General features: G+C 62.1%; 22 protein-coding genes. 18 read left to right on the top strand and 4 right to left on the bottom strand.

All coding sequences use genetic code 11. From position 1 onward, the window contains the following. Positions 1-35: 35 nt before the first annotated feature. Both BM193_RS26205 and map read right to left on the bottom strand, forming a co-directional pair. On the bottom strand, positions 36-2,603 hold the full coding sequence (locus tag BM193_RS26205) for a [protein-PII] uridylyltransferase (protein WP_092802591.1): 2,568 nt from the start codon (positions 2,601-2,603) through the stop codon (positions 36-38). A gap of 47 nt (positions 2,604-2,650) precedes the next feature. Further along, positions 2,651-3,463 carry a type I methionyl aminopeptidase gene (gene map / locus BM193_RS26200; RefSeq protein WP_092802594.1) on the bottom strand — a complete coding sequence of 271 codons (813 nt, stop codon included), beginning with the start codon at positions 3,461-3,463 and terminating at the stop codon, positions 2,651-2,653. 388 nt (positions 3,464-3,851) lie between these two features. Here map and rpsB point away from each other — a divergent pair, with 388 nt between their 5' ends. The 17 genes from rpsB to BM193_RS26115 all read left to right on the top strand — a co-directional run bounded on the left by rpsB (position 3,852) and on the right by BM193_RS26115 (position 20,843). Continuing rightward, positions 3,852-4,604: a 30S ribosomal protein S2 gene (gene rpsB / locus BM193_RS26195; RefSeq protein ID WP_086145236.1), complete on the top strand. Its 753-nt coding sequence runs from the start codon at positions 3,852-3,854 to the stop codon at positions 4,602-4,604. A 157-nt stretch (positions 4,605-4,761) separates the two neighbouring features. Next, the gene (tsf, locus tag BM193_RS26190; protein ID WP_092802597.1) at positions 4,762-5,673 is read left to right on the top strand and encodes a translation elongation factor Ts; all 912 of its coding nucleotides are present in this window, start codon (positions 4,762-4,764) and stop codon (positions 5,671-5,673) included. Positions 5,674-5,820: 147 nt separating this feature from the next. Then, on the top strand, positions 5,821-6,537 hold the full coding sequence (gene pyrH / locus BM193_RS26185) for a UMP kinase (protein ID WP_086137735.1): 717 nt from the start codon (positions 5,821-5,823) through the stop codon (positions 6,535-6,537). Positions 6,538-6,713: 176 nt separating this feature from the next. Then, complete coding sequence (gene frr / locus BM193_RS26180; protein WP_092802600.1) at positions 6,714-7,274, top strand: ribosome recycling factor; 561 nt, start codon at positions 6,714-6,716, stop codon at positions 7,272-7,274. 100 nt (positions 7,275-7,374) lie between these two features. Beyond that, complete coding sequence (uppS, locus tag BM193_RS26175) at positions 7,375-8,142, top strand: polyprenyl diphosphate synthase (RefSeq protein WP_092802603.1); 768 nt, start codon at positions 7,375-7,377, stop codon at positions 8,140-8,142. Next, positions 8,142-8,975: a phosphatidate cytidylyltransferase gene (locus tag BM193_RS26170; RefSeq protein ID WP_092802606.1), complete on the top strand. Its 834-nt coding sequence runs from the start codon at positions 8,142-8,144 to the stop codon at positions 8,973-8,975. Before uppS ends, BM193_RS26170 begins: the two co-directional genes overlap by 1 nt. A gap of 9 nt (positions 8,976-8,984) precedes the next feature. Further along, on the top strand, positions 8,985-10,169 hold the full coding sequence (ispC, locus tag BM193_RS26165; protein WP_092802610.1) for a 1-deoxy-D-xylulose-5-phosphate reductoisomerase: 1,185 nt from the start codon (positions 8,985-8,987) through the stop codon (positions 10,167-10,169). After that, positions 10,166-11,527 carry an RIP metalloprotease RseP gene (gene rseP / locus BM193_RS26160; protein WP_092802613.1) on the top strand — a complete coding sequence of 454 codons (1,362 nt, stop codon included), beginning with the start codon at positions 10,166-10,168 and terminating at the stop codon, positions 11,525-11,527. The genes ispC and rseP overlap by 4 nt, the downstream gene beginning before the upstream one ends. A gap of 82 nt (positions 11,528-11,609) precedes the next feature. Continuing rightward, positions 11,610-13,946: an outer membrane protein assembly factor BamA gene (gene bamA / locus BM193_RS26155; protein WP_092802616.1), complete on the top strand. Its 2,337-nt coding sequence runs from the start codon at positions 11,610-11,612 to the stop codon at positions 13,944-13,946. Between the two features lie 52 nt (positions 13,947-13,998). After that, positions 13,999-14,517: an OmpH/Skp family outer membrane protein gene (locus tag BM193_RS26150; RefSeq protein ID WP_092802619.1), complete on the top strand. Its 519-nt coding sequence runs from the start codon at positions 13,999-14,001 to the stop codon at positions 14,515-14,517. Positions 14,518-14,667: 150 nt separating this feature from the next. Continuing rightward, positions 14,668-15,723: a UDP-3-O-(3-hydroxymyristoyl)glucosamine N-acyltransferase gene (gene lpxD, locus BM193_RS26145; RefSeq protein WP_092802622.1), complete on the top strand. Its 1,056-nt coding sequence runs from the start codon at positions 14,668-14,670 to the stop codon at positions 15,721-15,723. Further along, positions 15,720-16,214: a 3-hydroxyacyl-ACP dehydratase FabZ gene (fabZ, locus tag BM193_RS26140; RefSeq protein WP_071077748.1), complete on the top strand. Its 495-nt coding sequence runs from the start codon at positions 15,720-15,722 to the stop codon at positions 16,212-16,214. The genes lpxD and fabZ overlap by 4 nt, the downstream gene beginning before the upstream one ends. Position 16,215: 1 nt before the next feature. After that, positions 16,216-17,007, top strand: coding sequence for an acyl-ACP--UDP-N-acetylglucosamine O-acyltransferase (gene lpxA, locus BM193_RS26135; RefSeq protein ID WP_092802625.1), 792 nt, complete (start codon positions 16,216-16,218; stop codon positions 17,005-17,007). Next, on the top strand, positions 16,991-18,166 hold the full coding sequence (gene lpxB, locus BM193_RS26130) for a lipid-A-disaccharide synthase (protein WP_092802676.1): 1,176 nt from the start codon (positions 16,991-16,993) through the stop codon (positions 18,164-18,166). The genes lpxA and lpxB overlap by 17 nt, the downstream gene beginning before the upstream one ends. Positions 18,167-18,185: 19 nt before the next feature. After that, positions 18,186-18,824 (top strand): ribonuclease HII, encoded by a 639-nt coding sequence (gene rnhB, locus BM193_RS26125; protein WP_092802628.1) that lies wholly within the window; start codon positions 18,186-18,188, stop codon positions 18,822-18,824. Continuing rightward, a complete protein-coding gene (locus tag BM193_RS26120; protein WP_092802631.1) occupies positions 18,821-19,606 on the top strand; it encodes a TrmH family RNA methyltransferase in 786 nt (261 codons plus the stop codon). Before rnhB ends, BM193_RS26120 begins: the two co-directional genes overlap by 4 nt. A 22-nt stretch (positions 19,607-19,628) precedes the next feature. Then, a complete protein-coding gene (locus BM193_RS26115) occupies positions 19,629-20,843 on the top strand; it encodes an aminotransferase class V-fold PLP-dependent enzyme (RefSeq protein WP_092802634.1) in 1,215 nt (404 codons plus the stop codon). Between the two features lie 44 nt (positions 20,844-20,887). On the opposite strand, the gene BM193_RS26110 is transcribed toward BM193_RS26115, so the two are convergent. Next, a complete protein-coding gene (locus BM193_RS26110; protein WP_092802637.1) occupies positions 20,888-21,736 on the bottom strand; it encodes a posphoenolpyruvate synthetase regulatory kinase/phosphorylase PpsR in 849 nt (282 codons plus the stop codon). A 152-nt stretch (positions 21,737-21,888) separates the two neighbouring features. Between BM193_RS26110 and ppsA the strand changes: the two genes are divergently transcribed. Further along, entirely contained in the window at positions 21,889-24,321 is a 2,433-nt protein-coding gene (gene ppsA, locus BM193_RS26105) for a phosphoenolpyruvate synthase (RefSeq protein WP_092802679.1), read from the top strand. 59 nt (positions 24,322-24,380) lie between these two features. Here ppsA and BM193_RS26100 read toward each other — a convergent pair. After that, positions 24,381-24,799, bottom strand: a 419-nt coding sequence (locus BM193_RS26100; protein ID WP_139229975.1) for an IS1595 family transposase, incomplete at its 5' end; no start/stop codon positions are given.

The raw sequence follows: 24,799 nt of genomic DNA, 5'->3' as shown, positions 1-24,799 counted from the left end.
TCAGTTTCAGTAAAGGTAGGCGCTGCGCGGAAGTGTCATACCTTCAGCGCATCGAGTAAATCGGTTTCCAGCAAGATCTGGTTGCGGGCATTGTTGAGCGCGGGGCCGTCGACGAGGAAGACGTCTTCGACCCGTTCGCCCAGGGTCATGATCTTGGCCGTGTGCAGGTTGATGCGGTACTTGGTCAGCACATTGGCGATCGAGTACAGCAAGCCCGTGCGGTCGTTGGCGGCCACCGACAGCAGATAATACTGGCCCTTTTCGTCGGGCCGCAAGTCGACGGTCGGCTGGAAGGGGAAGGTGCGCGAGAGGCGCGACAGGCGTCCCTTGCCCGGCGGCGGCAGCGGCGCCTGCGACTGCAGCAGCTCGCCCAGCTCATGCTCGATCAGGCTGATGATGTCGCGGTAGCTCTTGGCGAAGTTCTGCTCGGTGACGAGGAAGGTGTCGAGCGCATAGCCGTTTTTCGTCGTGTGGATCTTCGCGTCGAGGATGCTGAAGTTCTTGCGGTCGAAATAGCTGCAGATGCGCGCGAACAGGTCGGGCTGGTCGGCAACGTAGACGGCCACCTGCAAGCCTTCGCCGATGGGCGCCAGGCGGCATTTTACCACCGGCAACTTGCTGTCGAGCTTGTCATACAGCGAACGCGTCTGCCAGGCGATGTCGGAAGCGTCGTGGCGCAGGAAATACGCCACGTCCAGCTGCTGCCACAGCTTCAGGTGCGCATCGGGCGGCAAGCCGTACAGGCGCAGGGTGGCCAGCGCCTCCTGCTGGCGGTTCTTCAGTTCGCGGTCGGCCGTGTGCGGTTCGCCGCCGAGCACGCGCAGGGTGATCTTGTACAGGTCTTCCAGCAGCTTGCCTTTCCACGCATTCCACACCTTCGGGCTGGTGCCGCGGATGTCGGCCACCGTCAGCAGGTACAGGCCCGTCAGGTGGCGCTCGTCCTTGACCACCTTGGCGAAGGCGGCGATGACGTCGGGGTCGGACAAATCCTGTTTTTGCGCCACTTGCGACATGGTCAGATGATTTTCCACCAGGAAGGCGATGAGTTCCGTGTCATCAAAGGACAGGCCGTGGTCCTGGCAGAACTGGGTCGCGTCGGCCACGCCCAGCTTGGAATGGTCGCCGCCGCGTCCCTTGGCGATATCGTGGAACAGGGCCGCCACGTACAGCAGCCACGATTGCGAAAAATCGGCCATCAGCTGGCTGCAGAACGGGTATTCGTGCGCATGTTCGCTCATGGTGAAGCGGCGCATGTTGCGCACCACCATCAGGATGTGCTGGTCGACCGTGTACACGTGGAACAGGTCGTGCTGCATCTGGCCCACGATGCGGCGGAAGTTCGGCAGGTAGCGCCCCAGGATGCTCATCTCGTTCATGCGCCGCAGCGCGTGGATGATGCCCACGGGCGCCTGCATGATGCGCAGGAACAGGGCGCGGTTGACGGGGTCCTGGCGGAAAGCCGCGTCGATCTTGAAACGCGCGTGCCACAGGGCCCGCGTGGCGCGCGAGGTCATGCCTTTCAGGGCCGGGCGTTCCGTCATCAGGACGAAGATTTCCAGCATGGCCGACGGGTATTGCTCGAAGGTGTCGTCGGCGCTGATGTCGATCAGGCCGTTGACTTCATTGAAGCGTTCGTTGATGGGCACGGGCACATCGTCTTGCGGGAACAGGCGCGCCTCGATGTTTTGCAGCAAAATCGTGTTGAGCTGGGTTACTGTCTTGGCGGCCCAGTAATAGCGCTGCATGAGAAATTCGCTGGCCCGGCGCATGTGCGGCCCGCTGCCCGTCGCTTGCAGACCCAGCGATTCGGCGATGGCCGTCTGCACGTCGAACACGAGGCGGTCTTCGCGCCGGCCCGCGTGCAGGTGCAGGCGCACGCGGATATCCTTGAAGGCGCGCTCCTTTTCCATCAGCTGGCGCGCTTCCGTCAGGGTGATCAGGCCGCCCGTGGCCAGGGTGCGCCAGGAATTGGCCAGGCCGGCCGCCTTGGCCACCCACAGGATCACCTGCAGGTCGCGCAGTCCGCCCGGGCTTTCCTTGCAATTCGGTTCCAGGCTGAAGGCCGTATCTTCATACTTGGCATGGCGCTGGCGCATTTCCGCTGTCTTTGCCTGGAAAAACGCCTGCGGGTCCATGGCCGCGGCGTAGCGCTGCTGCAATTGCGCGAACAGCTCGGCATTGCCGCACACGAGGCGCGCCTCGAGCAGGCTGGTTTGCACGGTGATGTCGGCTTTCGATTCCACCATGCATTCATCCACGGTGCGGATGCTGTGGCCGATTTCCAGGCCCAGGTCCCACAGCAGCTGCACCAGTTCCTCGAGTTTTTCCTGCGTGGCGGCGTCTGGCGCCTGTTGCAGCAGGATCAGCAGGTCGACATCGGAATAGGGGAACAGTTCTCCGCGGCCATAGCCGCCCACGCCCACCAGGGCCGTGCCGGGCGGCAAGCCGGCTTCCTGCCAGGCGCGCGCCAGCACGCTGTCGACGCTGTGGCGCAGGCTGCGCAACAGCTTTTCAGGCTTGCCATCGGCCTGGAAGGCGGCAATGACGACCTGGCGGTCGGCTTTCAGTTGCTGCTTCAGCTGTTCCCGAACTTGCTTTTTCATCTGGGCCCTGGGTGGCGGTGGGTCGGGGTGCGGTCAGGCGTGATCGCTCAGGCTTTTTTGGCGATGATCGCGGGCGGCGGCGGCATGCCGGGCGAGACGGTCAGCACTTCATAGCCCGTTTCCGTCACCAGCACCGTGTGCTCCCATTGCGCCGACAGGCTGCGATCCTTGGTCTTGATGGTCCAGCCGTCATTCATTTCACGGATCTCGCGGCGGCCCGCGTTGATCATGGGCTCGACGGTAAAGATCATGCCCGCTTCCAGGCGCTCGAGCGTGCCGGGCTTGCCATAATGCAATACTTGCGGTTCTTCGTGGAAGACCTTGCCGATGCCGTGGCCGCAGAATTCGCGCACCACGCTGTAGCCGGCTTTTTCCGCATGCTGCTGGATGGCGTGGCCGATATCGCCCAGGTGGGCGCCCGGCTTGATCTGGTCGATTCCCAGCCACATGCATTCATAGGTGATTTCCGACAGGCGCTTGGCCAGGATGGTGGGCGTGCCGACGAGGAACATGCGGCTGTTGTCGCCGTGGTAGCCATCCTTGATGACGGTGATGTCGAGGTTGACGGAGTCGCCGCTTTTCAGCACCTTGTCGCCGGGAATGCCGTGGCAGATGACGTCGTTGACGGAGGTGCAGATGGCCTTCGGATAGGGCGTATAGCCGGGTGGGCAATAGTTCAGCGGGGCAGGGATGGTGCCTTGCACGTTGACCATGTATTCATGGCACAGGCGGTCCAGTTCGCCCGTCGTGACGCCCACCTTGACGAAAGGGGTGATGTAGTCGAGCACTTCGGCGCCGAGCTTGCCGGCAACGCGCATGCCTTCGATGTCGGCGGCGGTATTGATACGGATGGTGGACATGGTGTGATTCGCAATCTGCAAGATGTTCGATGAAAAGCACAGACGCGTCCTGGCGTAGGAGGAAACGTCTGCAAATATGTCGAAATTATAAACGAGGCGCCCCGAATCCGCCGCCTCCTTCCTATGGCAGGGCCGGGATTCATGGAGGAAAAGGCGCCGCCGCCCCATCTTGCACCAGTGTGGTGCGTCGGCTGTTTCCGCAGGGCGCGCGATTTGCGCCGCGGACTTGATGTGGCGGTCATTTCGGTGTAGAATCCCGGGTTGCTTGAATTCTCTTTTAAGCAATGCAGTAAAACAGTGTCTTTAATTATATAAACACGCGAATCCGGTCGACAAGGGTGCCTGTATGGTGACTGATCGGATTCCAGACCCAACCCTGGAGTTAATAATGTCCGTAACAATGCGCGAAATGCTGGAAGCCGGTGTCCACTTTGGTCACCAAACCCGTTTTTGGAATCCAAAAATGGCACCGTTCATCTTCGGCCATCGCAACAAGATCCACATCATCAACCTGGAAAAAACCATGGCGATGTACCAGGACGCAATGAAGCACGTGCGTCAACTGGCTGCAAACCGTGGCACCATCCTGATGGTTGGCACCAAGCGTCAAGCCCGCGAAATCATCGCTGCTGAAGCACAACGCGCTGGCGTGCCTTTCGTTGATCAACGTTGGTTGGGCGGTATGCTGACCAACTTCAAGACGATCAAAACCTCGATCAAGCGCCTGAAGGACATGGAAGCGATGGTCGAAGACGGTTCGATCGAGAAGCTGTCGAAAAAAGAAGCGCTGATGTTCTCCCGCGAAATGATCAAGCTGCAAAAATCGATCGGCGGCATCAAGGACATGGGCGGCGTTCCTGACGCAATCTTCGTCGTCGACGTCGGCTACCACAAAGGCGCGATCACCGAAGCGGCCAAGCTGGGTATCCCGGTCATCGGCGTTGTCGATACCAACCACTCCCCAGAAGGCGTGAACTTCGTGATCCCAGGTAACGATGACTCCTCGAAAGCCATCATGTTGTACGCTCGCGGTGTTGCTGATGCAATCATCGAAGGCCGTGCAGCTGCCGGTAACGAAGTTGTTGAAATGGTTAAAGCAGCCGCTGGCGACGAATTCGTCGAAGTGAACGAACAGGCTTAATGGCCAGGCTATCGCAGGATAGCCGTTTGTAAGCACAGCAGTAAGGGAAAAGGGGTGGCAGCAGCTCCCCCTTTTTTTTAACAAAAAAACGATAGTGACCGCTGGCGGGGTGCAAGCCCAGGCCGCGACTATCGACTCACCGAATCAGGAGAAACACATGGCAGCGATTACAGCAGCGATGGTAGGCGAATTGCGCGGCAAAACCGACGCACCAATGATGGAATGCAAAAAAGCACTGACCGAAGCCGATGGCGACATGGCGCGTGCGGAAGAGATCTTGCGCGTCAAGCTGGGCGGCAAGGCATCGAAAGCATCGGCACGCATCACCGCTGAAGGCGTAGTGGCAACCTACATCGCCAACGGCGTAGGCGCCCTGGTCGAAGTGAACTCGGAAACCGACTTCGTTGCGAAAAACGACGACTTCCTGGCGCTGGCAAACAATGCCGCCCGCCTGGTCGCGGAACACAACCCAGCTGACGTGGCTGCCCTGCTGGCCCTGCCACTGGATGGCAAGACCCTGGAAGAAGTGCGCGCTGCCCTGATCGGCAAAATCGGCGAAAACATGACCATCCGCCGCTTCCAGCGTTTCGAAACCAGCAACAAGCTGGCATCGTACCTGCACGGCTCGCGCATTGGCGTGATCGTCGAATTCGACGGCGCCGATGAGCAAGTCGGCAAAGACGTGGCCATGCACATCGCTGCAATGAAGCCAGTGTCGCTGTCGTCCGAGCAAGTTCCAGCGGAACTGATCGAAAAAGAGCGTTCGGTTGCACAACTGAAAGCCGAAGAAGACGCAGCCAAAGCGGCCGCCGAAGGCAAGCCAGCGCAATCGCCGGAAATCCTGGCCAAGCGCCTGGAAGGTTCCGTACAGAAGTTCCTGAAAGAAGTTTCCCTGCTGAACCAAGCTTTCGTGAAAAACGACAAGCTGTCGGTTGAGCAAATGCTGAAGGCGGCGAACACCACCGTCAAGGGTTTCGCCATGTACGTGGTAGGTGAGGGCATCGAGAAGAAGCAAGACGACTTCGCAGCAGAAGTCGCAGCACAGATGGCTGCCTCCCAGGGAGCGTAAGTAAAGCGGGCCGAGAGGCCCGTTTTTTTGGCCCGCCCGCACCCGTCGTGCCGGGCGGCGGCATGGGCAGCCCCGCGCGCCTATCCGGCGCTGCAAGGCGCTGCGCCATGTCATACTCGAATAACCTCATTTATGGAGCCCCAGCTCATGTCAAAACCAGCCTACAAGCGCGTCCTCCTCAAGTTGTCCGGTGAAGCCCTGATGGGTGATGATCCCTACGGCATCAACCGCGCCACGATCGAGCGCATGGTGGCCGATGTGGCCGAGGTGGCGAAATTGGGTGTGGAACTGGCAATCGTGATTGGCGGCGGCAATATCTTCCGTGGCGTCGCGCCCGGCGCGCAAGGCATGGACCGTGCCACCGCCGACTACATGGGCATGCTGGCCACCGTGATGAACGCACTGGCCCTGGCCGATGCCATGCGCCACGTGGGTATCACCGCGCGCGTCATGTCGGCCATCGGCATCGAACAAGTCGTCGAGCCGTACGTCCGTCCGAAAGCCCTGCAATACCTGGAAGAGGGTAAAGTGGTGGTCTTCGCCGCCGGTACCGGCAACCCGTTCTTCACCACCGACACGGCCGCTGCCCTGCGCGGTTCCGAGATCAGCGCCGAGATCGTCCTGAAAGCCACCAAGGTGGACGGCGTCTACACGGCCGATCCCAAGAAGGACCCGAACGCGACCCTGTTCAACACGATCACGTTCGACGACGCCATCGCCAAGCACCTGCAAGTGATGGATGCCACGGCATTCGCCCTGTGCCGCGACCAGAAACTGCCGATCAAGGTGTTTTCGATCACCAAGCCGGGCGCGCTGATGCGCGTGATTCTCGGTGAAGACGAAGGTACCTTGGTGCACGTCTAAATCAGTATTGGTAGTAATTTCAAGATTCATTAACATTAATAACGCCTGACAAAACCGTCGCGGGCGGAAGGAAGTTGTGGCTGAGAAGCGCAGCCGTACGAAGGTACGGCAAGCATCGCCAGCCGCAACTGCCGACGCGCAGCAGGTTTTGACAGGCGTCACCACAGGAGAGCAGCATGTCCTTAGCTGACGTTAAAAAGAATGCCCAGGAACGCATGACGAAATCGCTGGAAACACTGCGGGCCGATCTGGCCAAAGTGCGTACCGGCCGCGCCCATACGGGCATCCTGGACCACGTGATGGTCGACTACTACGGTTCGCCGACGGCGCTGACCCAGGTGGCCAACGTGACCCTGATCGACGCGCGCACCATCGGTGTGCAGCCATACGAAAAGAAGATGGCGTCGACCGTCGAAAAAGCCATCCGCGACGCCGACCTGGGTTTGAACCCATCGGCACAGGGCGACCTGATCCGTGTACCGACGCCGCCGCTGACGGAAGAGCGCCGCAAGGAAATGGTCAAGCTGGTCAAGAGCGAAGCGGAAGACGCGAAGATTGCCGTACGTAACATTCGCCGCGACGCGAACGAATCGCTGAAAAAACTGGTCAAGGAAAAAGCCTGCTCGGAAGATGATGAGCGCCGCTCGTCGGAAGAAGTGCAGAAACTGACGGATAAATTCATTGCCGATATCGACAAGATGGTGGTCGATAAAGAAAAAGAAGTGCTGACGGTCTAGTTTTCGGCCCCTTTTTACGCTGCCCGGAAAAGCATGGCTTTTCCGGGCAGTGCTATTTGGCGCATAATAGTTATCTTTTATTTTTGGCATTCGTGTTTTCATGATCTATTCGAGTTCGACAACGGCAGTACCGGAGGTGGGTACCGTGCCGCGCCATGTGGCAATCATTATGGATGGCAATGGCCGCTGGGCAACCAAGCGCTTCCTTCCCCGCGTGGCCGGCCACGTCAAGGGCGCCGACGCCGTGCGCGGCATCGTCGAGACTTGCCTCGAACGTGGCGTGGAGTACCTGACCCTGTTTGCCTTCAGTTCGGAAAACTGGCGCCGCCCGGAAGAAGAGGTGTCGATGCTGATGCGCCTGTTCGTCACCATGCTCGAGCGCGAAGTGGTGAAGATGCACGCGAATGATATCCGCCTGAAGGTCGTGGGCGACTTGTCGCGCTTCAATGAGCAATTGCAAACCCTGATCGCCAACGCCGAGCGCAAGACGGCGCGCAACACGCGCCTGACGGTGACCATCTGCGCCAATTACGGCGGCCGCTGGGACATCATGCAGGCAGTAAATAAAATGACGGCCGAGGCGGCCGCCGGCGGCCAGGCCGTCGGGCATGCCTACACGGAAGAGCAACTGGCGCCGCACCTGGCCATGGCCTATGCGCCCGAGCCCGACCTGTTCATCCGCACGGGCGGCGAGCAGCGCATTTCCAACTTCCTGCTGTGGCAACTGGCGTACACTGAATTGTTTTTTACTGATACTTTCTGGCCCGACTTCAATGTCGACTGCCTCGACGCGGCAATCGCGTCCTACCAGCAGCGCGAACGGCGCTTTGGCCGTACCAGCGCACAACTCACTGAAAAGACAAACTGATGCTGAAAACACGGATAATCACCGCCCTGGTCTTGTTGGCGGTCTTGCTGCCGGTTCTGTATCTGAATTATTTCCCCGCTTTCGCCGTGATCGCCACGGCGTTCTTCGGCGCCGCCGTGTGGGAAAGCTTCCGCATCTTCAAAAATCGCCAGGCGCTGCTGATCGCCGCCGTCTGGACCGCCGCCTTCGCTTATACGTTTTTTGTCGGCAACGGCATGGCGCAGCTCAATTTCTGGTTCGCGCTGTGCGTGGCCATCTGGCTGATCCGCTTCGTGCCTTCCCTGGCGACGGGCTTGCCGCCCACCGAAGGGCTGGGCAACACCTTGCTCAGCCTGGTGTATCCGGTGACCATCGTTGGCTGCTTCGTCGCCATCATCGCCTTGTTCCTGCATAGCCCCTTGTTCCTGCTGTCCGTGATGGCCCTGGTCTGGATCGCCGATATCGGCGCGTATTTCTCGGGCAAGGCTTTCGGCAAGCGCAAACTGGCGCCAAGTATTTCTCCGGGTAAATCCTGGGAAGGCGCCATCGGCGGCGGCATCGCCGTGCTCGTCATCTCCGCCATCACGATTCTCGCCGCGCCAGCGCTGCCCGTGCTGCAAGACACCTTCGCCGTGCAGTTGCAGCTGCGCCGCGGCTGGCTGGTGGCCCTGCTGGTGCTGCTGCTGATCGTCGCCGCCAGCATCGTGGGCGACCTGTTCGAATCCCAATTGAAACGCCGCGCCGGCATCAAGGACAGCAGCAACCTGCTGCCCGGCCATGGCGGCGTGCTTGACCGTATCGACGCCTTGATCCCGGTCCTGCCGTTTGCCGCCCTGGTGGCAAGCTGGCTTTAAGGAAACTTCATGCAATACATCACCATCCTTGGCGCCACCGGTTCGGTTGGCGTCTCCACCCTGGACGTGCTGGCGCGCCATCCGGAGCAATACAGCGTGTATGCGCTGAGCGCCCACACCCGCGTGGCCGAGCTGGCCGCCCAGTGCCTGCAATTCCGTCCGCAGCGCGCCGTCGTCGCCACGGCGGAGGCCGCGCTGGAACTGACGCGTTTGCTGCGCGGGCAGGGCGTGTCCACCGAGGTTGAATACGGCGAGGAGGCCCTGTGCGCCATCGCCAGCGCGCCGCCAGTGACGGGCGTGATGGCCGCCATCGTCGGCGCCGCCGGCCTGGCGCCCACCCTGGCCGCTGCCCGTGCCGGCAAGAAAGTGTTGTTGGCAAATAAAGAGGCGCTGGTCATGTCCGGCCAGCTGTTCATCGATGCCGTGCACGACAACGGTGCCGTGCTGCTGCCGATCGATAGCGAGCACAACGCTATTTTCCAGTGCCTGCCGCACGCGTATGGCCGTGCGCCCGCCGCGTCGGGCGTGGCGAAGATCGTGCTGACAGCGTCCGGCGGCCCTTTCCTCACGCGCGACGTGGCAACGCTCGACAAGGTGACGCCGGACCAGGCGTGCAAGCATCCGACCTGGGCCATGGGGCGCAAGATTTCCGTCGATTCGGCCACCATGATGAACAAGGGGCTGGAAGTGATCGAGGCGCACTGGCTGTTCGGCGCGCCCGCCGACAAGATCGAGGTGCTGATCCACCCGCAAAGCGTGATCCATTCGATGGTTTCGTACATCGACGGTTCCGTGCTGGCCCAGCTGGGCAACCCGGACATGCGCACCCCCATCGCGCATGCGCTGGCGTATCCGCAGCGTATTGATTCGGGCGTGGCGCAGCTGGACCTGGCGCAAGTGGCCACCTTGCAGTTCGAACGCCCCGATTTCCGCCGCTTCCCCTGCCTGGCGCTGGCGTTCGACGCCTTGCGCGCGGGCGGCACGGCGCCGGCCCTGCTGAACGCGGCCAATGAAGTGGCCGTGCAAGCCTTCCTCGACGAACACATCGGCTTCCGCCAGATCGACAGGGTCATCGCCCACGTGATCGAGACGGTGCCGCATGGCGCCGCCTCCAGCATCGAGGCCGTGATGGAACAGGACCGCCTGGCCAGGGCGGCGGCGCAGGCGTTTATCGCGCACAGGCTGGCCGCATGACCCTGATTACCACCTTGCTGGCGTTTATCGTCGCGCTCGGTTCGCTGATTACCCTGCACGAGCTGGGCCATTATCTGGTGGCGCGCTGGTGCGGCGTGAAAGTGCTGCGTTTTTCCATCGGCATGGGAAAAGTGGTGTATTCGCGCAAGTTTGGCAAGGACCAGACGGAGTGGGCCATTTCCGCGCTGCCGCTGGGCGGCTATGTGAGCATGCTCGACAGCCGCGCGCAGGACCTGGGCGACTTGCCGGAAGAGGAATTGCGGCGGGAATTCACGCGCCAGAGCGTGTGGCGCCGCATCGCCATCGTCGCTGCCGGCCCGCTGGCCAATTTCCTCGTCGCCATCGTGCTGTACGCGGGCCTGTTCATGCATGGCATCGAAGAGCCATCGAGCAAGCTGGGGCCCGTGGCCGAGGCAACGGCGGCCTACACGGCCGGCCTGCGCAGCGGCGATACCGTCGAGGCGGTCAATGGCAAGGCCGTGGCCAGCTGGTCCGAGCTGCGCTGGGAAGTCATCCAGGCCACACTCGACAAGCAAGTGGCGCGCATCGACGTGCGCCGTCCCGACCGCGGCGTGCAGGAAGCCGCCTTGCCGACGGACAGCCTGACGGAAGCGGACCTGGAAGGCGACGTATTGGGCAAGCTGGGCCTGACGCTGGCCCGGTCGGCGCCGACCATGATGGACATCCTGCCTGGCGGCGCCGCCGAGCGCGCGGGGCTGCGCAAGGGCGACGAGATCCTCGCCATCGACGACAAGCCCGTGCATGACGTGGCGACCATCATCGATACCCTGAGCCGGGCGCCGGGCCGGACGCTGCAATTGCAGCTGTTGCGCCAGGGGCAGGACCTGACCGTGCCGATTACGCCGGAAGCCGTGCCGGGCGCCGGGGCGGACGGAGCTGTAACAGTTGGTAAGATCCAGGCGAAGCTGGGGCAGGTGCCGGATATGATCGTTGTGGCATCGGGCCCGTTCGCCGCCGTGGCCAAGGCCTCGGGCAAGGTCTGGGATACCAGCGTGATGAGCCTGAAAATGCTGGGTAAAATGATCACCGGCCAGGTCTCGCTGAAGAATGTGACGGGGCCGATTACGATTGCCGATTACGCGGGCCAGACGGCGCGCATCGGCCTGGTAAGCTACCTGAGCTTCATCGCCTTCATCAGTATCAGTCTTGGCGTGATGAATTTGCTACCCATTCCTGTTCTGGATGGCGGGCATTTGCTGTATTATTCGCTGGAAGTTTTGACCGGACGCCCCGTGCCGGAGCGCGTAGGCGAGATTGCCCAGCGCCTGGGGATCGGTCTGTTGCTGACCCTGATGGTGCTTGCCGTCTTTAATGACGTATTGCGGCTGATGAATTAATACGCTGGCTGAGGCCATTGCGTGAGTCGCACAAGCAGTCTTTTGTGTATGTTGTCCATTGATTTACCATTGAATAACCCCAATGAAATTACATTCTGCTCGTATTGCCTTGCCTTCCTTTCGCCGCAGCCTGATCGCAGGTGCCGTCATGGCCTTCTGTGCCGGCCATGCGCTGGCCGTCCAGCCATTTACTGTCAAGGACATCCGGGTCGAAGGGATCCAGCGTACTGAAGCGGGCACGGTCTTCGCCTACCTGCCGGTGCGCGTCGGTGAGACCTTCTCCGACGAGAAGAGCATCGCCGCCATCAAGGCGCTGTATGCGACGGGCATGTTCAAGGACGTGCGCCTGGAAGTCGACGGCGACGTGCTGGTGGTGCTGGTCGAGGAACGCCCGGCCATCGCCTCGGTGGAATTCACCGGTACCAAGGAATTTGAAAAAGACGTGCTGGTCAAGGCCCTGAAGGAAATCGGCGTCGGTGAAGCGAAGATTTTCGACAAGGCCTCGGTCGACCGCGCGGAACAGGAACTCAAGCGCCAGTACCTGTCGCATGGCCTGTATGGCGTGAAGATCACCACCACCGTCACGCCGATCGAGCGTAACCGCGTCAACGTGGTGTTCGCCGTCGACGAGGGCGATGTGGCGCGCATCAAGCAGATCAACATCGTCGGCAACAAGGCGTTCTCGGACAAGGAACTGCGCGAGCAGCTGGCCCTGAACACGGGCGGCTGGTTCAGCTGGTACACCAAGGCGGACCAGTATTCGAAGACCAAGCTGACGGGCGACATCGAATCGCTGAAGTCGTTCTACCTCGACCGCGGCTATATCGAGATGCAGGTCGATTCGACCCAGGTTTCCATCACGCCCGATAAAAAAGACATCTACCTGACGATCAACATCACCGAAGGCGAGAAGTACAAGATTTCCGGCACCAAGTTCGAAGGCGAAATGTTCGGCCGGGAAGAGGAGCTGAAAGCCCTGAACCTGCTGCGCGAAGGCGATATCTATTCGGGCGCGCGCCTGACGGCGACGAACAAGCGCATCCAGGACCGCCTGGCCACGTTTGGCTACGCCTTCGCCAACGTCAACGCCAATCCCGAGATCAACCGCGAAAAGCATGAAGTGGCGTTTACCTTCTTCATCGATCCGGGCAAGCGCGTCTACGTGCGCCACATGAACATCGCCGGCAACACCACCACGCGCGATGAAGTCATCCGCCGTGAATTCCGCCAGTTCGAATCGTCCTGGTATGACAGCAACAAGATCAAGCTGTCGCGCGACCGTGTCGACCGCCTGGGCTATTTCAAGGACGTGACCATCGACACGCCGGAAGCGCAGGGCACGACCGACCAGGTGGACGTCAATGTGACGGTGGTGGAAAAGCCGACCGGTAACTTCCTGATCGGCGGCGCCTTCTCGCAATCGGAAAAATTCACGCTGTCGGCCTCGATTTCGCAGGCTAACTTTGCCGGTAGCGGCAATACGGTGGGCATCGAGCTCAATACCAGCCATTACAGCCGCACCATCGCATTTTCGCAGACCAATCCGTACTTCACGGATGACGGCATCTCGCGCAGCTTCGAAATCTACCTGCGCACGACGGAACCGCCGGCGCTGAACATCGGCAGCTACAAGATCAAGCAGACGGGTGGCCGCGTGAGTTTCGGCGTGCCGTTCTCGGAAGTCGACACCGTCTTCTTCGGCATCGGCGCCGAGCGTTCGCAGATCGAGACCGATGTCACCAGCCCGGTGCGTTTCAAGCAGTACGTGATCGACAACGGCGGCCCGTCCGACGGTATCGGTTCGGCGACCACCAACTCCATCCCGCTGACGGCGGCATGGCAGCGCGACAGCCGCGACAGCGCCCTGACGCCTTCGATCGGCCGCTACCAGCGCGTCAACCTGGAGGCTGACCTGATCGGCGACCAGAAATACTTCCGTGCCATTTACGAGCACCAGTATTTCCGTCCGCTGTTCAGCAAGGTCACCCTGGCGCTGAAGGGCGAGATCGATTACGGCCATGGCATCGGCAACCACGTGTATCCTGTCTTCAAGAACTTCTACGGCGGCGGCATCGGTTCGGTGCGCGGCTACCTGAGTTCCTCGCTGGGCGCGGTCGAACCGAGCACCAACGATGCCCTGGGCGGCGCCTCGCGCCTGATCGGCAACGCGGAACTGCAGATGCCATTCCCCGGTTCGGGCAATGACCGCAGTTTGCGCTGGTTCGGTTTCCTGGACGGCGGCCAGGTCTACCAGGAAGGCGAAAAAATGCGTATTTCGCAATTGCGCTATTCTGCTGGCTTGGGGATCAGCTGGATTTCGCCGGTGGGCCCGCTCAAGCTGAGCTACGCCAAGCCGTTGAACGCCAAGCCGACAGACCGCCTGGAGCGCTTCCAGTTCCAGATGGGTACCGGTTTCTGACCGGGCCCACTCGAATGGGGCGCCAGCTTTCACTTTTTGACCATGGAGTATCATGAACACCGCATCCGCTACCCTGCCCAAGTCCCTTGCCGTGATCGCATTGTGCTGGAGTGCGCTGTTGCCGGTGCAGGCGCACGCTCAGGAGTCGAAGATCGCCTGGATCAGCAGCGAACGTATTTATAACGAATCGCGGCTGGCCAAGCTGGCCAGCGCCAAGCTGGCCGAGGAGTTCCGCTCGCGTGAAAAGGCCGTGCAGGAACTGGCTGCCCGTTTCAAGGTGGCCAACGAGGCCCTGGAAAAGGACATGCCGACCCTGAGCGAGGCGGAGCGCGCCAAGCGCCAGCGCGAATTTTTCGAGCTGGACAAGGAATTGCAGCGCCGCCAGCGCGAATTCCGCGAAGACCTGAGCCAGCGCACGAACGAAGAGCGCAGCGCCATCGCGGAAAAAGCCAACACCATCATCCAGCAGATGGCGCATATCGAAGGGTATGACATCGTGTTGCAGGAAGCCCTGTGGGCCAGCCCGCGCATCGACATCACCGACAAGGTGTTGAAGGCGCTGGACAAGTAACAGTACGGTTTTCACGCCTGACAGTGCCGTAGCGAGCGGATGTGAGTTGTGGTTGAGACGTGCAGCTGTGCGCATGCACAGCGGGCATCGGAGACCGCACATCGCGCCGCGCAGCAGGCAGTGGCAGGCGTTTTTATAAGGGTTTCATAGATGGGCACTCGACTAGGAGAATTGGTCGAACGCTTCGGCGGGCAATTGGCGGGCGATCCCAACCTGGAAGTCACAGGCATCGCACCGCTGGCCGACGCCGGCGCTTCGCACATCAGCTTTCTCAGCAATAGTAAATTCCGCGCACAGGCGGCCAGCAGCGGCGCTAGCGCGCTGATCCTCACGCCGGCGGACGACGCGCTGATCGGCGCAGAGTATGCCGGCGCGCGCATCGTCACTCCGAATCCCTATGTGTATTTCGCGCGCGCGGCGCAGTATTTCGCCGCCCTGCACGAGATCAGGGCCCCCGCAGGTATCCATCCGAGCGCCTTTGTCGACGCCGGCGCGCGCGTCGACGCCAGCGCGTCGATCGGCGCGCATGCGGTGATCGAGGCGGGCGCCGTGATCGGCGCGGGCTGCGTGATCGGCCCGGGCTGCGTGGTGGGCCGCGACGCCGTCATCGGCGCCGGCACGCAATTGCTGGCCAACGTGACCTTCCACGCGCGCTGCGTGATCGGCCAGCGCGGCATCCTGCATTCGGGCGCCGTGATCGGCACCGACGGATTCGGCTTCGCCAACGAAGGCGGCGTGTATATCAAGATTCCGCAGACGGGCAGGGTGGTGATCGGTGACGATGTCGATATCGGCGCCAACACCACCATCGACCGTGGCGCACTGGCCGACACCATCATCGAAGATGGCGTCAAGCTGGATAACCAGATCCAGATTGGCCATAACTGCCATATCGGCGCGCACACGGCCATGGCCGGCTGCGTCGGCGTGGCGGGCAGCGCCATCATTGGCAAATACTGCACTTTTGGCGGCGCCGCCATGGTGCTGGGGCACCTGACGATCGCCGACCGCGTCCACGTTTCATCGGGCAGCATGGTCTCGCGCTCGATCCTGGAGCCGGGCCAGTACACGGGTTTCTACCCGCTGGCCAAGAACGCCGACTGGGAAAAGAGCGCCGCCATCGTGCGCAACCTGTCAAGCATGCGCGAGAAGATCCGCGCGCTTGAAAAAACAATTAAAACACTGACCACGCAAGACGAAAAATGACTACTGAAAAAAAGACCCTCGACATCCTGGCCATCAAATCGCTGCTGCCGCACCGCTACCCGCTGCTGCTGGTGGACCGCGTGCTGGACTGGGAAGCGAACAAAACCATCACCGCCATCAAGAACGTGACGGTCAACGAAGAGTTCTTCCAGGGTCACTTCCCGCACAAGCCGGTCATGCCTGGCGTGCTGATGATCGAAGCGCTGGCGCAGACGGCGGCCCTGCTGTCGTTCCTGTCGATGGGCGTGAAGCCCGACGAGAACTCGGTGGTGTACTTTGTCGGCATCGACAATGCGCGCTTCAAGCGTCCAGTGGAGCCGGGCGACCAGCTGAAGATGGACGTGGAAATCCTGCGCGTCTCGCGCGGCATCTGGAAGTACAAGGCGGTCGGCTCGGTCGACGGCAAGGTGGCGCTGGAGGCGGAACTGATGTGCACCATCCGCAGCGCGCAGGATGCGAGCCAGTCTGCGAGCCAGCCAGCGGGGCAGTAACATGGCGGCCATCCACTCTACCGCAGTGATCGACCCGAAGGCCGAGCTCGACAGCTCGGTCGAGGTGGGTCCGTATTCCATCATCGGCCCGCACGTGCGCATCGGCGCCGGCACCAGGGTCGGCCCGCACGTGGTGATCGACGGCCACACGACGATCGGCAGCGACAACCACCTGTTCCAGTTTTCCTCCATCGGCGCGCAGCCGCAGGATAAGAAATGGACGGGCGAGCCGACGCGCCTGGAAATCGGCGACCGCAACACCATCCGTGAATTCTGCACCTTCAACACCGGCACGGTGCAGGGCGGCGGCGTCACGCGCCTGGGCAATGACAACTGGATCTCGGCGTATGTCCACCTGGCGCACGATTGCCTGGTGGGCAACAACACCATCTTTTCCAACAATGCCCAGCTGGCGGGCCACGTGGAGATCGGCGACTGGGTCATCATGAGCGGTTTCGCCAATGTGCACCAGTTCTGCAAGATCGGCGCGCATGCCTTCGTCGGCATGAGCACCAGCCTGACGCAGGACGTGCCGCCGTTCGTGCTCCTGAGCGGCAATCCGGCGCAGGCGCATGGCGTGAATATCGAGGGCCTGAAACGCCGCGGCTTTACGCGCGAGCAGATCAACGGCATCCGTACCGCGTACAAGCTGATCTACCGCTCGGGCCTGACCCTGGAAGAATCCAAGGCGGCCCTGTTCGAAGAAGAAGCGGCGTCGTCGCCCGAGGTGGCGGAACACATTCGCGCCATGCGCGAATTCCTTGGCGTGGCGTCGCGTGGCATCGTCCGCTGACCCGGCAGGCGGCCTGTCGGTCGCCATCGTCGCCGGCGAGGTGTCGGGCGACCTGCTGGCCAGCCGCCTGCTGTCCGGTCTCGTGCCGCAGCTGCCCGGCGCGCGTTTCCACGGCATCGGCGGCGAGCATATGGCCAGGCAGGGCTTTGTCTCCGACTGGCCGCTGGACAAGCTGACGGTGCGCGGCCTGTTCGAGATCATTCCCCGCTACCGCGAGATCAAGGGCATCCAGAACGCGCTGCGCGACCAGCTGCTGGCCGAGCGCCCGGCCGTCTTCATCGGCGCCGACTATCCGGGCTTTAACCTGGGACTGGAGCAGCAGCTGAAGGAGGGCGGCATCCCCACCGTGCACTACATCGGGCCGCAGATCTGGGCCTGGCGCGGTGGACGCATCAAGAAAATCATCAAGGCCGTCTCGCACATGCTGGTGATCTTCCCCTTCGAGGAAGAGATCTACCGCAAGGCGGGCGTGCCCGTCACCTATGTCGGCCATCCGCTGGCCGAAATGATCCCCCTGCAGCCCGACGAGGCGGCCGCGCGGCGCATCCTGGGCTTGCCCGAAGACGCGAATGTCGTGACCCTGATGCCGGGCAGCCGCATGGGCGAACTCAAATACAATACCGTGGCGTTTGTCGGCGCCTGCAAGCTGCTGCTGGCGCGCGACCGTTCCCTGCGCTTCGTCGCGCCCATGGCCGGTGAAAAGCAGCGCCGGTACTTTTTGCAATTGATCCGCGAGGCGGGCTTGCAGGACGTCGAGATCCTGCTCACCGATGGCGGCTCGCACACGGCCATCTGCGCCGCCGACGCGGTGCTGGTGGCGTCCGGCACGGCATCGCTGGAAGTGGCGCTGTTCAAGAAGCCCATGGTCATCGCCTACAAGATGATGCGCGCCTCATGGGAAATCATGCGCCACATGGGCTACCAGCCGTGGATCGGATTGCCCAATATCCTGGCGCGCGACTACGTGGTGCCGGAGCTGCTGCAGAACGCGGCCAGTCCCGAAGCGCTGGCCGAAGCCATGTGGCGGCAGCTGAGCGATGTGCCGGGCCGTCTGCGCCTGGTGCAGCGTTTCACGGACATGCACCACAGCCTGCTGCGCGACAGCGCGCGCGACAGCGCCAATGCGGTGATGCAAGTCATCGCCGCCAACAAAAAATAATCAACACTGAAGATTCAACGTGAAAAATATTTATCCCGGCCTGTTTGACGACTTGCCATTCTCGCCCGACGACATCGTCTGCGGCGTCGACGAGGCAGGGCGCGGTCCGCTGGCCGGTCCCGTCTTCGCCGCCGCCGTGATCCTCGATCCGAACCAGCCCATCGACGGCTTGCGCGATTCGAAAAAACTCAGCGAAGCCAGGCGCGACCTGCTAGCGCCGCAGATCAAGGCCAAGGCCCTGGCCTGGGCCATCGCCGAAGCGTCGGAAGAAGAGATCGACCGCCTGAACATCCTGCAGGCGTCGATGCTGGCCATGCGCCGCGCCGTCGAGGCGCTGGCGACCGTGCCGACCCTGGCCCTGATCGACGGCAACCGCTGCCCCGTGATGCCGGTGCGCGGCATGACGATCATCGGCGGCGACGACAAGGTCGACTCGATTTCGGCCGCCTCGATCCTGGCCAAGACGGCGCGCGACGCGGCTCTCGTGCACCTGCACGCGGCCTATCCCGAGTACTGCTTCGACCAGCACAAGGGCTACGGCACCAAGCTGCACCTGGAGCGCCTGCACCTGCACGGCGCCTCGCCCGTGCACCGCCGCTCGTTCGCGCCGGTGCGCAATGTGATCGCGCTGTTCGGCGCGCAGGAGGTGGCGGCATGAAGACCATCACCTCGCGCGACAATGCGCAATACAAGGAGTTGTTGAAACTGGCGGGCAGCTCGCAGGCGCGCCGCAAGTCCGGCCGCACCCTGCTTGACGGCGTGCACCTGTGCCAGTCGTACCTGCAGCTGCGCGGCATGCCGGAGCAGTGCATCGTCAGCGAAAGCGCCTTGCAGAACCCGGAAGTGGCGGACATCGTCGGCCAGCTGGAAAGCCAGCGCGCGCACGTGCTGGGCTTGCCCGATGCGCTGTATAACGCGGTGAGCCAGGTCGAGCACGGCGTCGGCGTGATGTTCCTCATCGAGACCCCCGAGCGCGCCGTCACGGCGCCCGTCAGCGTCTCGGCCGTGCTGCTCGATAACCTGCAAGACCCGGGCAACGTGGGCTCCATCCTGCGCAGCGCGGCCGCCGCCGGCATCACGCAGGTGTATTGCAGCGCCGGCACGGCCTTCTGCTGGTCGCCGAAGGTGCTGCGCGCGGCGATGGGCGCGCACTTCGTGCTCGACATCTTCGAAAACGTCGACCTGGCGGCGCTGGTCGCCTCGTCGAACGTGGCCACGCTGGCCACCAGCGGCTACGCCACGCAGCGCCTGTACGACGTCGACCTGCGCCAGCCCGTCGCCTGGCTGTTCGGCCATGAGGGGCAGGGCGTCGCCGACGATTTGTTGTCGATGGCCACGCACCAGGTGGTGATACCCCACCTGGGCCAGATCGAGTCGCTGAACGTGGCCGCCTGCGCCGCCGTGTGCTTCTTCGAGCAGGTGCGCCAGGGCCAGGCCTGACACTTTCACACCAAGGTCCGCCATGCCAGAATATCCGGTTCTTCCTTTTCTTGCCGCTGGCGCCGCGCGTGACGATGCCTGGTGGCGCCAGGCAGCCGCGTTCTATCCGGCGCCGCCGGATACCGTCATCAACCTTGAGCATGGCTATTTCGGCGCCATGGCGGCGCCCGTGCAAGCGGCCTTCGAGCAGGCCGTGCGCTACGCCAATGAACAGCTGAGTCCCTTCGTGCGCGGCGAATTCACGCGCACGCATGTGGATATCCTGCGCCAGCGCGTGGCCGCGCTGATCCATGCGGAACCGCACGAGATCCTGCTGACGCGCAGCGGCACCGAGTCCATGCAGGTGCTGATCACGCAATACCACGGCCTGGCGCCCGGTGATACCGTGCTGTGGAGTAATCTCGACTATCCAGCCATGCGCACGGCCATGCGCTGGCTGGCGCAGCGCCGTGGCGTCACCAGCACGCAAGTCAGCTTGCGCTTGCCCGTCAGCGATGACGAGATCATCGCCCGCTATGCGCAAGCCATGCGCCAGGCCGTCAAGCCAAAACTGCTGCTGCTGTCGCAGGTGACGCCGGCCAACGGCCAGCAACTGCCGGTGCGGGAACTCATGGCGCTGGCGCGCAAACACGGCGTCGACGTGCTGCTCGACAGCGCCCATGCATTGGGGCAGGTCGAGGTGGACGTGCAGGCCATGGGCGTCGATTTCGCCGGATTCAATCTGCACAAGTGGCTGGGGGCGCCGGCGGGACTCGGCGTCGTGTATATCCGCGCCTCGCAATTGCACAAGATCGAGCCGCATTGCGGCGACGAGGATTATCCACTGGACGATATCCGCAGCCGCCTGCACATGGGCATGCCGCCGATCGGCGCCATCCTCGCCGCGCCTGCCGCTTTTGACTTCCATGCGCGCCTGGGCGGCACGCCGGCCAAGAACGAACGCCTGGCCTGGCTGCGCCATTACTGGGTCAGCCGCGCCGCGCCACTGCCCGGCGTGCGCATCCTGTCGCCGCTCGATGCCCAACGCGGCACGGCGCTGGTCGCCTTTGCCGTCGACGGCATGAACGCGCGCGATCTGCAGCAAGCCTTGCTGCAGCGCTTTGGCGTCTTTACCGTGCAGCGCAATATCGGCGACACCGATATCGTGCGCGCCACAGTGGCAATCACCACCACCACCGCTGAACTGGACCGGTTGGTCGCCGCGCTGACGGTGCTTTCGAGAGAAACGAACACCTGACCAAACCGTCGCGAGCGCACGCGCGGCAGGTTTGCTCAAGCGTTCTAGTACTCGCGGCGGTTCGGCTTGATCTCTTGCAGGATGGTGGTGGAGATTTCCTCGATCGACTTGGTGGTCGATGACAGCCAGCGGATGCCTTCGCGTTTCATCATTTTTTCCGCCTCGTTGACCTCGTAGCGGCAGTTTTCAATCGCCGCATACTTGCTTCCAGCCCGTCTTTCGTTGCGTATTTCCGACAAACGTTCGGGCGTAATGCTCAATCCGAAAATTTTATTCTTAAATTCGTTCAGGGCCGTCGGCAGCTTCTCGCGCTCGAAATCATCGGGGATCAGCGGATAATTGGCTGCCTTGATGCCGTATTGCATGGCCAGATACAGGCTGGTCGGGGTCTTGCCAGAGCGTGAAACACCCACCAGAATGACATCGGCCGAGGATAAATTCTTGTGCGACTGCCCGTCGTCATGCGCCAGCGAATAGTTGATCGCCTCGATGCGGTTCTTGTATTCCTCGCTGTCGACGATATTGTGCGAGCGGCCGATGGTATGCGTCGACATCACGCCCAGTTCCTGCTCCAGCGGGGCGACGAAGGTCTGGATCAGGTCCATGTGCATGCCGCTGGACTTGCGGATCACGGCCGACAGGTCGGTCTTTACCAGGGTCGAAAAGATGATGGGCTTCTGGCCGTCGGTGGCGAACGCCTCGTTGATCTTGCGCGCCGCGTCGTGCGCCTTGTCCATGGTGTCGATGAAGGGCAGGCGGATCTGGCGGAAGCGCAGTTCGAACTGCGTCAGCACGGAATGGCCGAAGGTCTCGGCGGTGATGCCGGTACCGTCAGAAACAAAGAAAACAGTGCGGGCCGCAGGGGGCAGGGGAGGGCGTGGTTCTTGTGTCATGGGTCTTCGGATCAAGATTGTGCGTCGTCAATTTGCGCCGCACAAGGTAAAATGGCTGTAACGGTATGATTGTGCTGCACGACGCCAAGAATAACAAGAAGACTGTCTGTGCGCCGCGCGTAAAGATTTCTATCATCAGTAAGGGTGTCATTATGACCAACGCAGTATCGCAACAGCAGGAAGACAAGGACGCGGTGTATGTTGCCTCGTTCGAGCATTTGCGCATGACGGATGTCGAATCCGTCGGCGGCAAGAACGCCTCCCTGGGCGAAATGATCAGCCAGCTGGCGGAAGCCGGCGTGCGCGTGCCCGGTGGCTTTGCCACCACGGCGCAGGCCTTCCGCGACTTCCTGTCGTATAGCGCGAATGGCGGCTTGCCGCTGGCCGAACGCATCGCCCAGCGCCTGGAAGGTCTGAATATCGACGACGTGCGCGCGCTGGCGCAAGCCGGTGCCGAGATCCGTCAATGGATCGTGGAAACGCCGTTCCAGCCACGCCTGGCCGCTGAAATCGACCAGTTCTATGCCAAGCTGGTGGCCGACTCCGACACGGAAATGTCGTTTGCCGTGCGCTCCTCGGCCACGGCGGAAGACTTGCCGGACGCATCTTTTGCCGGTCAGCAAGAAACCTTCCTGAACGTGGTCGGCATCGACAACGTGCTCGACGCGATGAAGCAGGTATTCGCCTCGCTGTACAACGACCGCGCCATCTCCTACCGCGTGCACAAGGGCTTTACGCACGCTGAAGTGGCCCTCTCGGCCGGCGTGCAGCGCATGGTGCGTTCCGACCTGGGCGCGGCCGGCGTGATGTTTACCATCGATACGGAATCGGGCTTCAAGGACGTGGTGTTCGTCACCTCCAGCTATGGTCTGGGCGAAACCGTGGTGCAGGGCGCCGTCAATCCCGACGAATTCTATGTGCACAAGCCGATGCTGGAAAAGGGCAAGTCGCCCGTGATCCGCCGCAATATCGGCTCGAAGCTGCTGAAGATGGAATTCACGAACGAAGCGAAAGCTGGCCGTTCCGTGAAAACCGTCGACGTGCCTGTCGAAATGCGCAACCGCTACTCGCTGAACGACACAGAAGTGGTGGAACTGGCGAAGTACGCCGTCATCATCGAGAACCACTACGGCCGTCCGATGGACATCGAGTGGGGCAAGGATGGCCGCGACGGCAAGCTTTACATCCTGCAGGCGCGCCCGGAGACCGTCAAGTCGCAGCAAAAGGCGACCGACGTGCAGGAGCGCTTCAAGCTGAAAAGCACGGGCACCGTGCTGACGTCCGGCCGCGCCATCGGCCAGAAGATCGGCGCCGGCCCTGTGCGCGTGATCCACGATCCGGCCGACATGGAGCGCGTGCAGCCGGGCGACGTGCTGGTAGCCGACATGACGGACCCGAACTGGGAACCGGTCATGAAGCGCGCTTCGGCCATCGTCACCAACCGTGGCGGGCGTACCTGCCACGCGGCGATCATCGCGCGCGAACTGGGCGTGCCTGCCGTCGTCGGCTGCGGCGACGCGACCGATGTGCTGAAGGATGGCACCTTCGTCACCGTGGTGTGCTCGGAAGGCGACGAAGGCAAGATCTACGACGGCCTGCTGGAAACGGAAGTGTCGGAAGTGTCGCGCGGCGAATTGCCGAAGCTCGACACGAAGATCATGCTCAACGTGGGCAACCCGCAGCTGGCCTTCGACTTCCAGTCCGTGCCGAACGCGGGCGTGGGCCTGGCGCGCCTGGAATTCATCATCAATAACAATATTGGTGTGCATCCGCGCGCGATCCTGGAATACCCGAACATCGACGCCGACCTGAAGAAGGCCGTGGAATCCGTCGCGCGTGGCCACGCCTCGCCGAAAGCGTTCTACATCGACAAGCTGGCCGAAGGCATCGCCACCATCGCCGCCGCGTTCTGGCCGAAGAAAGTCATCGTGCGCCTGTCCGACTTCAAGTCGAACGAGTACAAGAAGCTGATTGGCGGTTCGCGCTACGAGCCGGACGAGGAAAACCCGATGCTGGGCTTCCGCGGCGCGGCGCGCTACCTGTCGGCCGACTTCTCCGAAGCGTTCAACATGGAATGCGAAGCGATGAAGCGCGTGCGCAATGACATGGGCCTGACGAACGTGGAAATCATGGTGCCATTCGTGCGCACCCTGGGCCAGGCCGAGAAAGTCATCGACCTGCTGGCGAAGAATGGCCTGAAGCGCGGCGAGAACGATTTGCGCGTCATCATGATGTGCGAAGTGCCATCGAACGCCATCCTGGCCGACCAGTTCCTCGACCATTTCGACGGCTTCTCGATCGGTTCGAACGACCTGACCCAGCTGACCCTGGGCCTGGACCGCGATTCCGGCATGGAATTGCTGGCCGCCGACTTCGATGAGCGCGATCCTGCCGTGAAAGCCCTGCTGGCCCTGGCCATCAAGGCTTGCCTGGCACGCGGCAAGTACATCGGCATCTGCGGCCAGGGTCCTTCCGACCATCCGGACTTCGCCGTCTGGCTGATGGAGCAGGGCATCGAATCGATGTCCCTGAATCCGGACTCGGTGATCGATACCTGGCAGAAGCTGGCTGCGCTGAAAGCGTAAGCCGTTTCTGTTGTCAATAAAACCCGCTGCCGGTGACATGGCAGCGGGTTTTTTTTAGGCTATGTCACCGTCAGATGTGGGAATGCTCCCAGCGTTGCCTTCAATAATGTTTCCGGCGAGCAGATACGCTTGGCGTCGAGTATCCAGCGCCAGCCCAGGTAATTCGGCAGGTAGCGCGTCGCCACGCCGTGAAAGGGGCGTAGCCATGCCCGCAGGCGGCTGTGATATGCATTGACGTTCTGTACATGCGCGGCACCCTGCACGCGGATGCCTGCGCGCAAATTGACGGCCTGGTGGCTGATCCCCGCTTCCTTGGCAAAGGCGCGATAGGCGGCATGGCCATCGGTGACCAGCAAAATGTCCTTGTCGATGAAGTGTGGCAGGCAGGCATGCAGCTGCGCCTTCGTCAGCGCCCCTTTTCCGGTGACGAAATCGAGGGTTTGTCCCGTGCGGTCGCGCGCCACCAGGATGCAGACCT

It is taken from the genome of Janthinobacterium sp. 344, from assembly GCF_900112025.1.
Classification (GTDB): domain Bacteria; phylum Pseudomonadota; class Gammaproteobacteria; order Burkholderiales; family Burkholderiaceae_D; genus Janthinobacterium.
This window is presented reverse-complemented; position numbering and strand designations above follow the sequence as displayed.

What these genes read in the sequence shown, in the direction of transcription:
- BM193_RS26205 (WP_092802591.1), bottom strand. Translation starts at nt 2,603, where the DNA reads ATGAAAAAGCAAGTTCGGGAACAGCTGAAGCAGCAACTGAAAGCCGAC.
- map (WP_092802594.1), bottom strand. Translation starts at nt 3,463, where the DNA reads ATGTCCACCATCCGTATCAATACCGCCGCCGACATCGAAGGCATGCGC.
- rpsB (WP_086145236.1), top strand. Translation starts at nt 3,852, where the DNA reads ATGTCCGTAACAATGCGCGAAATGCTGGAAGCCGGTGTCCACTTTGGT.
- tsf (WP_092802597.1), top strand. Translation starts at nt 4,762, where the DNA reads ATGGCAGCGATTACAGCAGCGATGGTAGGCGAATTGCGCGGCAAAACC.
- pyrH (WP_086137735.1), top strand. Translation starts at nt 5,821, where the DNA reads ATGTCAAAACCAGCCTACAAGCGCGTCCTCCTCAAGTTGTCCGGTGAA.
- frr (WP_092802600.1), top strand. Translation starts at nt 6,714, where the DNA reads ATGTCCTTAGCTGACGTTAAAAAGAATGCCCAGGAACGCATGACGAAA.
- uppS (WP_092802603.1), top strand. Translation starts at nt 7,375, where the DNA reads ATGATCTATTCGAGTTCGACAACGGCAGTACCGGAGGTGGGTACCGTG.
- BM193_RS26170 (WP_092802606.1), top strand. Translation starts at nt 8,142, where the DNA reads ATGCTGAAAACACGGATAATCACCGCCCTGGTCTTGTTGGCGGTCTTG.
- ispC (WP_092802610.1), top strand. Translation starts at nt 8,985, where the DNA reads ATGCAATACATCACCATCCTTGGCGCCACCGGTTCGGTTGGCGTCTCC.
- rseP (WP_092802613.1), top strand. Translation starts at nt 10,166, where the DNA reads ATGACCCTGATTACCACCTTGCTGGCGTTTATCGTCGCGCTCGGTTCG.
- bamA (WP_092802616.1), top strand. Translation starts at nt 11,610, where the DNA reads ATGAAATTACATTCTGCTCGTATTGCCTTGCCTTCCTTTCGCCGCAGC.
- BM193_RS26150 (WP_092802619.1), top strand. Translation starts at nt 13,999, where the DNA reads ATGAACACCGCATCCGCTACCCTGCCCAAGTCCCTTGCCGTGATCGCA.
- lpxD (WP_092802622.1), top strand. Translation starts at nt 14,668, where the DNA reads ATGGGCACTCGACTAGGAGAATTGGTCGAACGCTTCGGCGGGCAATTG.
- fabZ (WP_071077748.1), top strand. Translation starts at nt 15,720, where the DNA reads ATGACTACTGAAAAAAAGACCCTCGACATCCTGGCCATCAAATCGCTG.
- lpxA (WP_092802625.1), top strand. Translation starts at nt 16,216, where the DNA reads ATGGCGGCCATCCACTCTACCGCAGTGATCGACCCGAAGGCCGAGCTC.
- BM193_RS26120 (WP_092802631.1), top strand. Translation starts at nt 18,821, where the DNA reads ATGAAGACCATCACCTCGCGCGACAATGCGCAATACAAGGAGTTGTTG.
- BM193_RS26115 (WP_092802634.1), top strand. Translation starts at nt 19,629, where the DNA reads ATGCCAGAATATCCGGTTCTTCCTTTTCTTGCCGCTGGCGCCGCGCGT.
- BM193_RS26110 (WP_092802637.1), bottom strand. Translation starts at nt 21,736, where the DNA reads ATGACACAAGAACCACGCCCTCCCCTGCCCCCTGCGGCCCGCACTGTT.
- ppsA (WP_092802679.1), top strand. Translation starts at nt 21,889, where the DNA reads ATGACCAACGCAGTATCGCAACAGCAGGAAGACAAGGACGCGGTGTAT.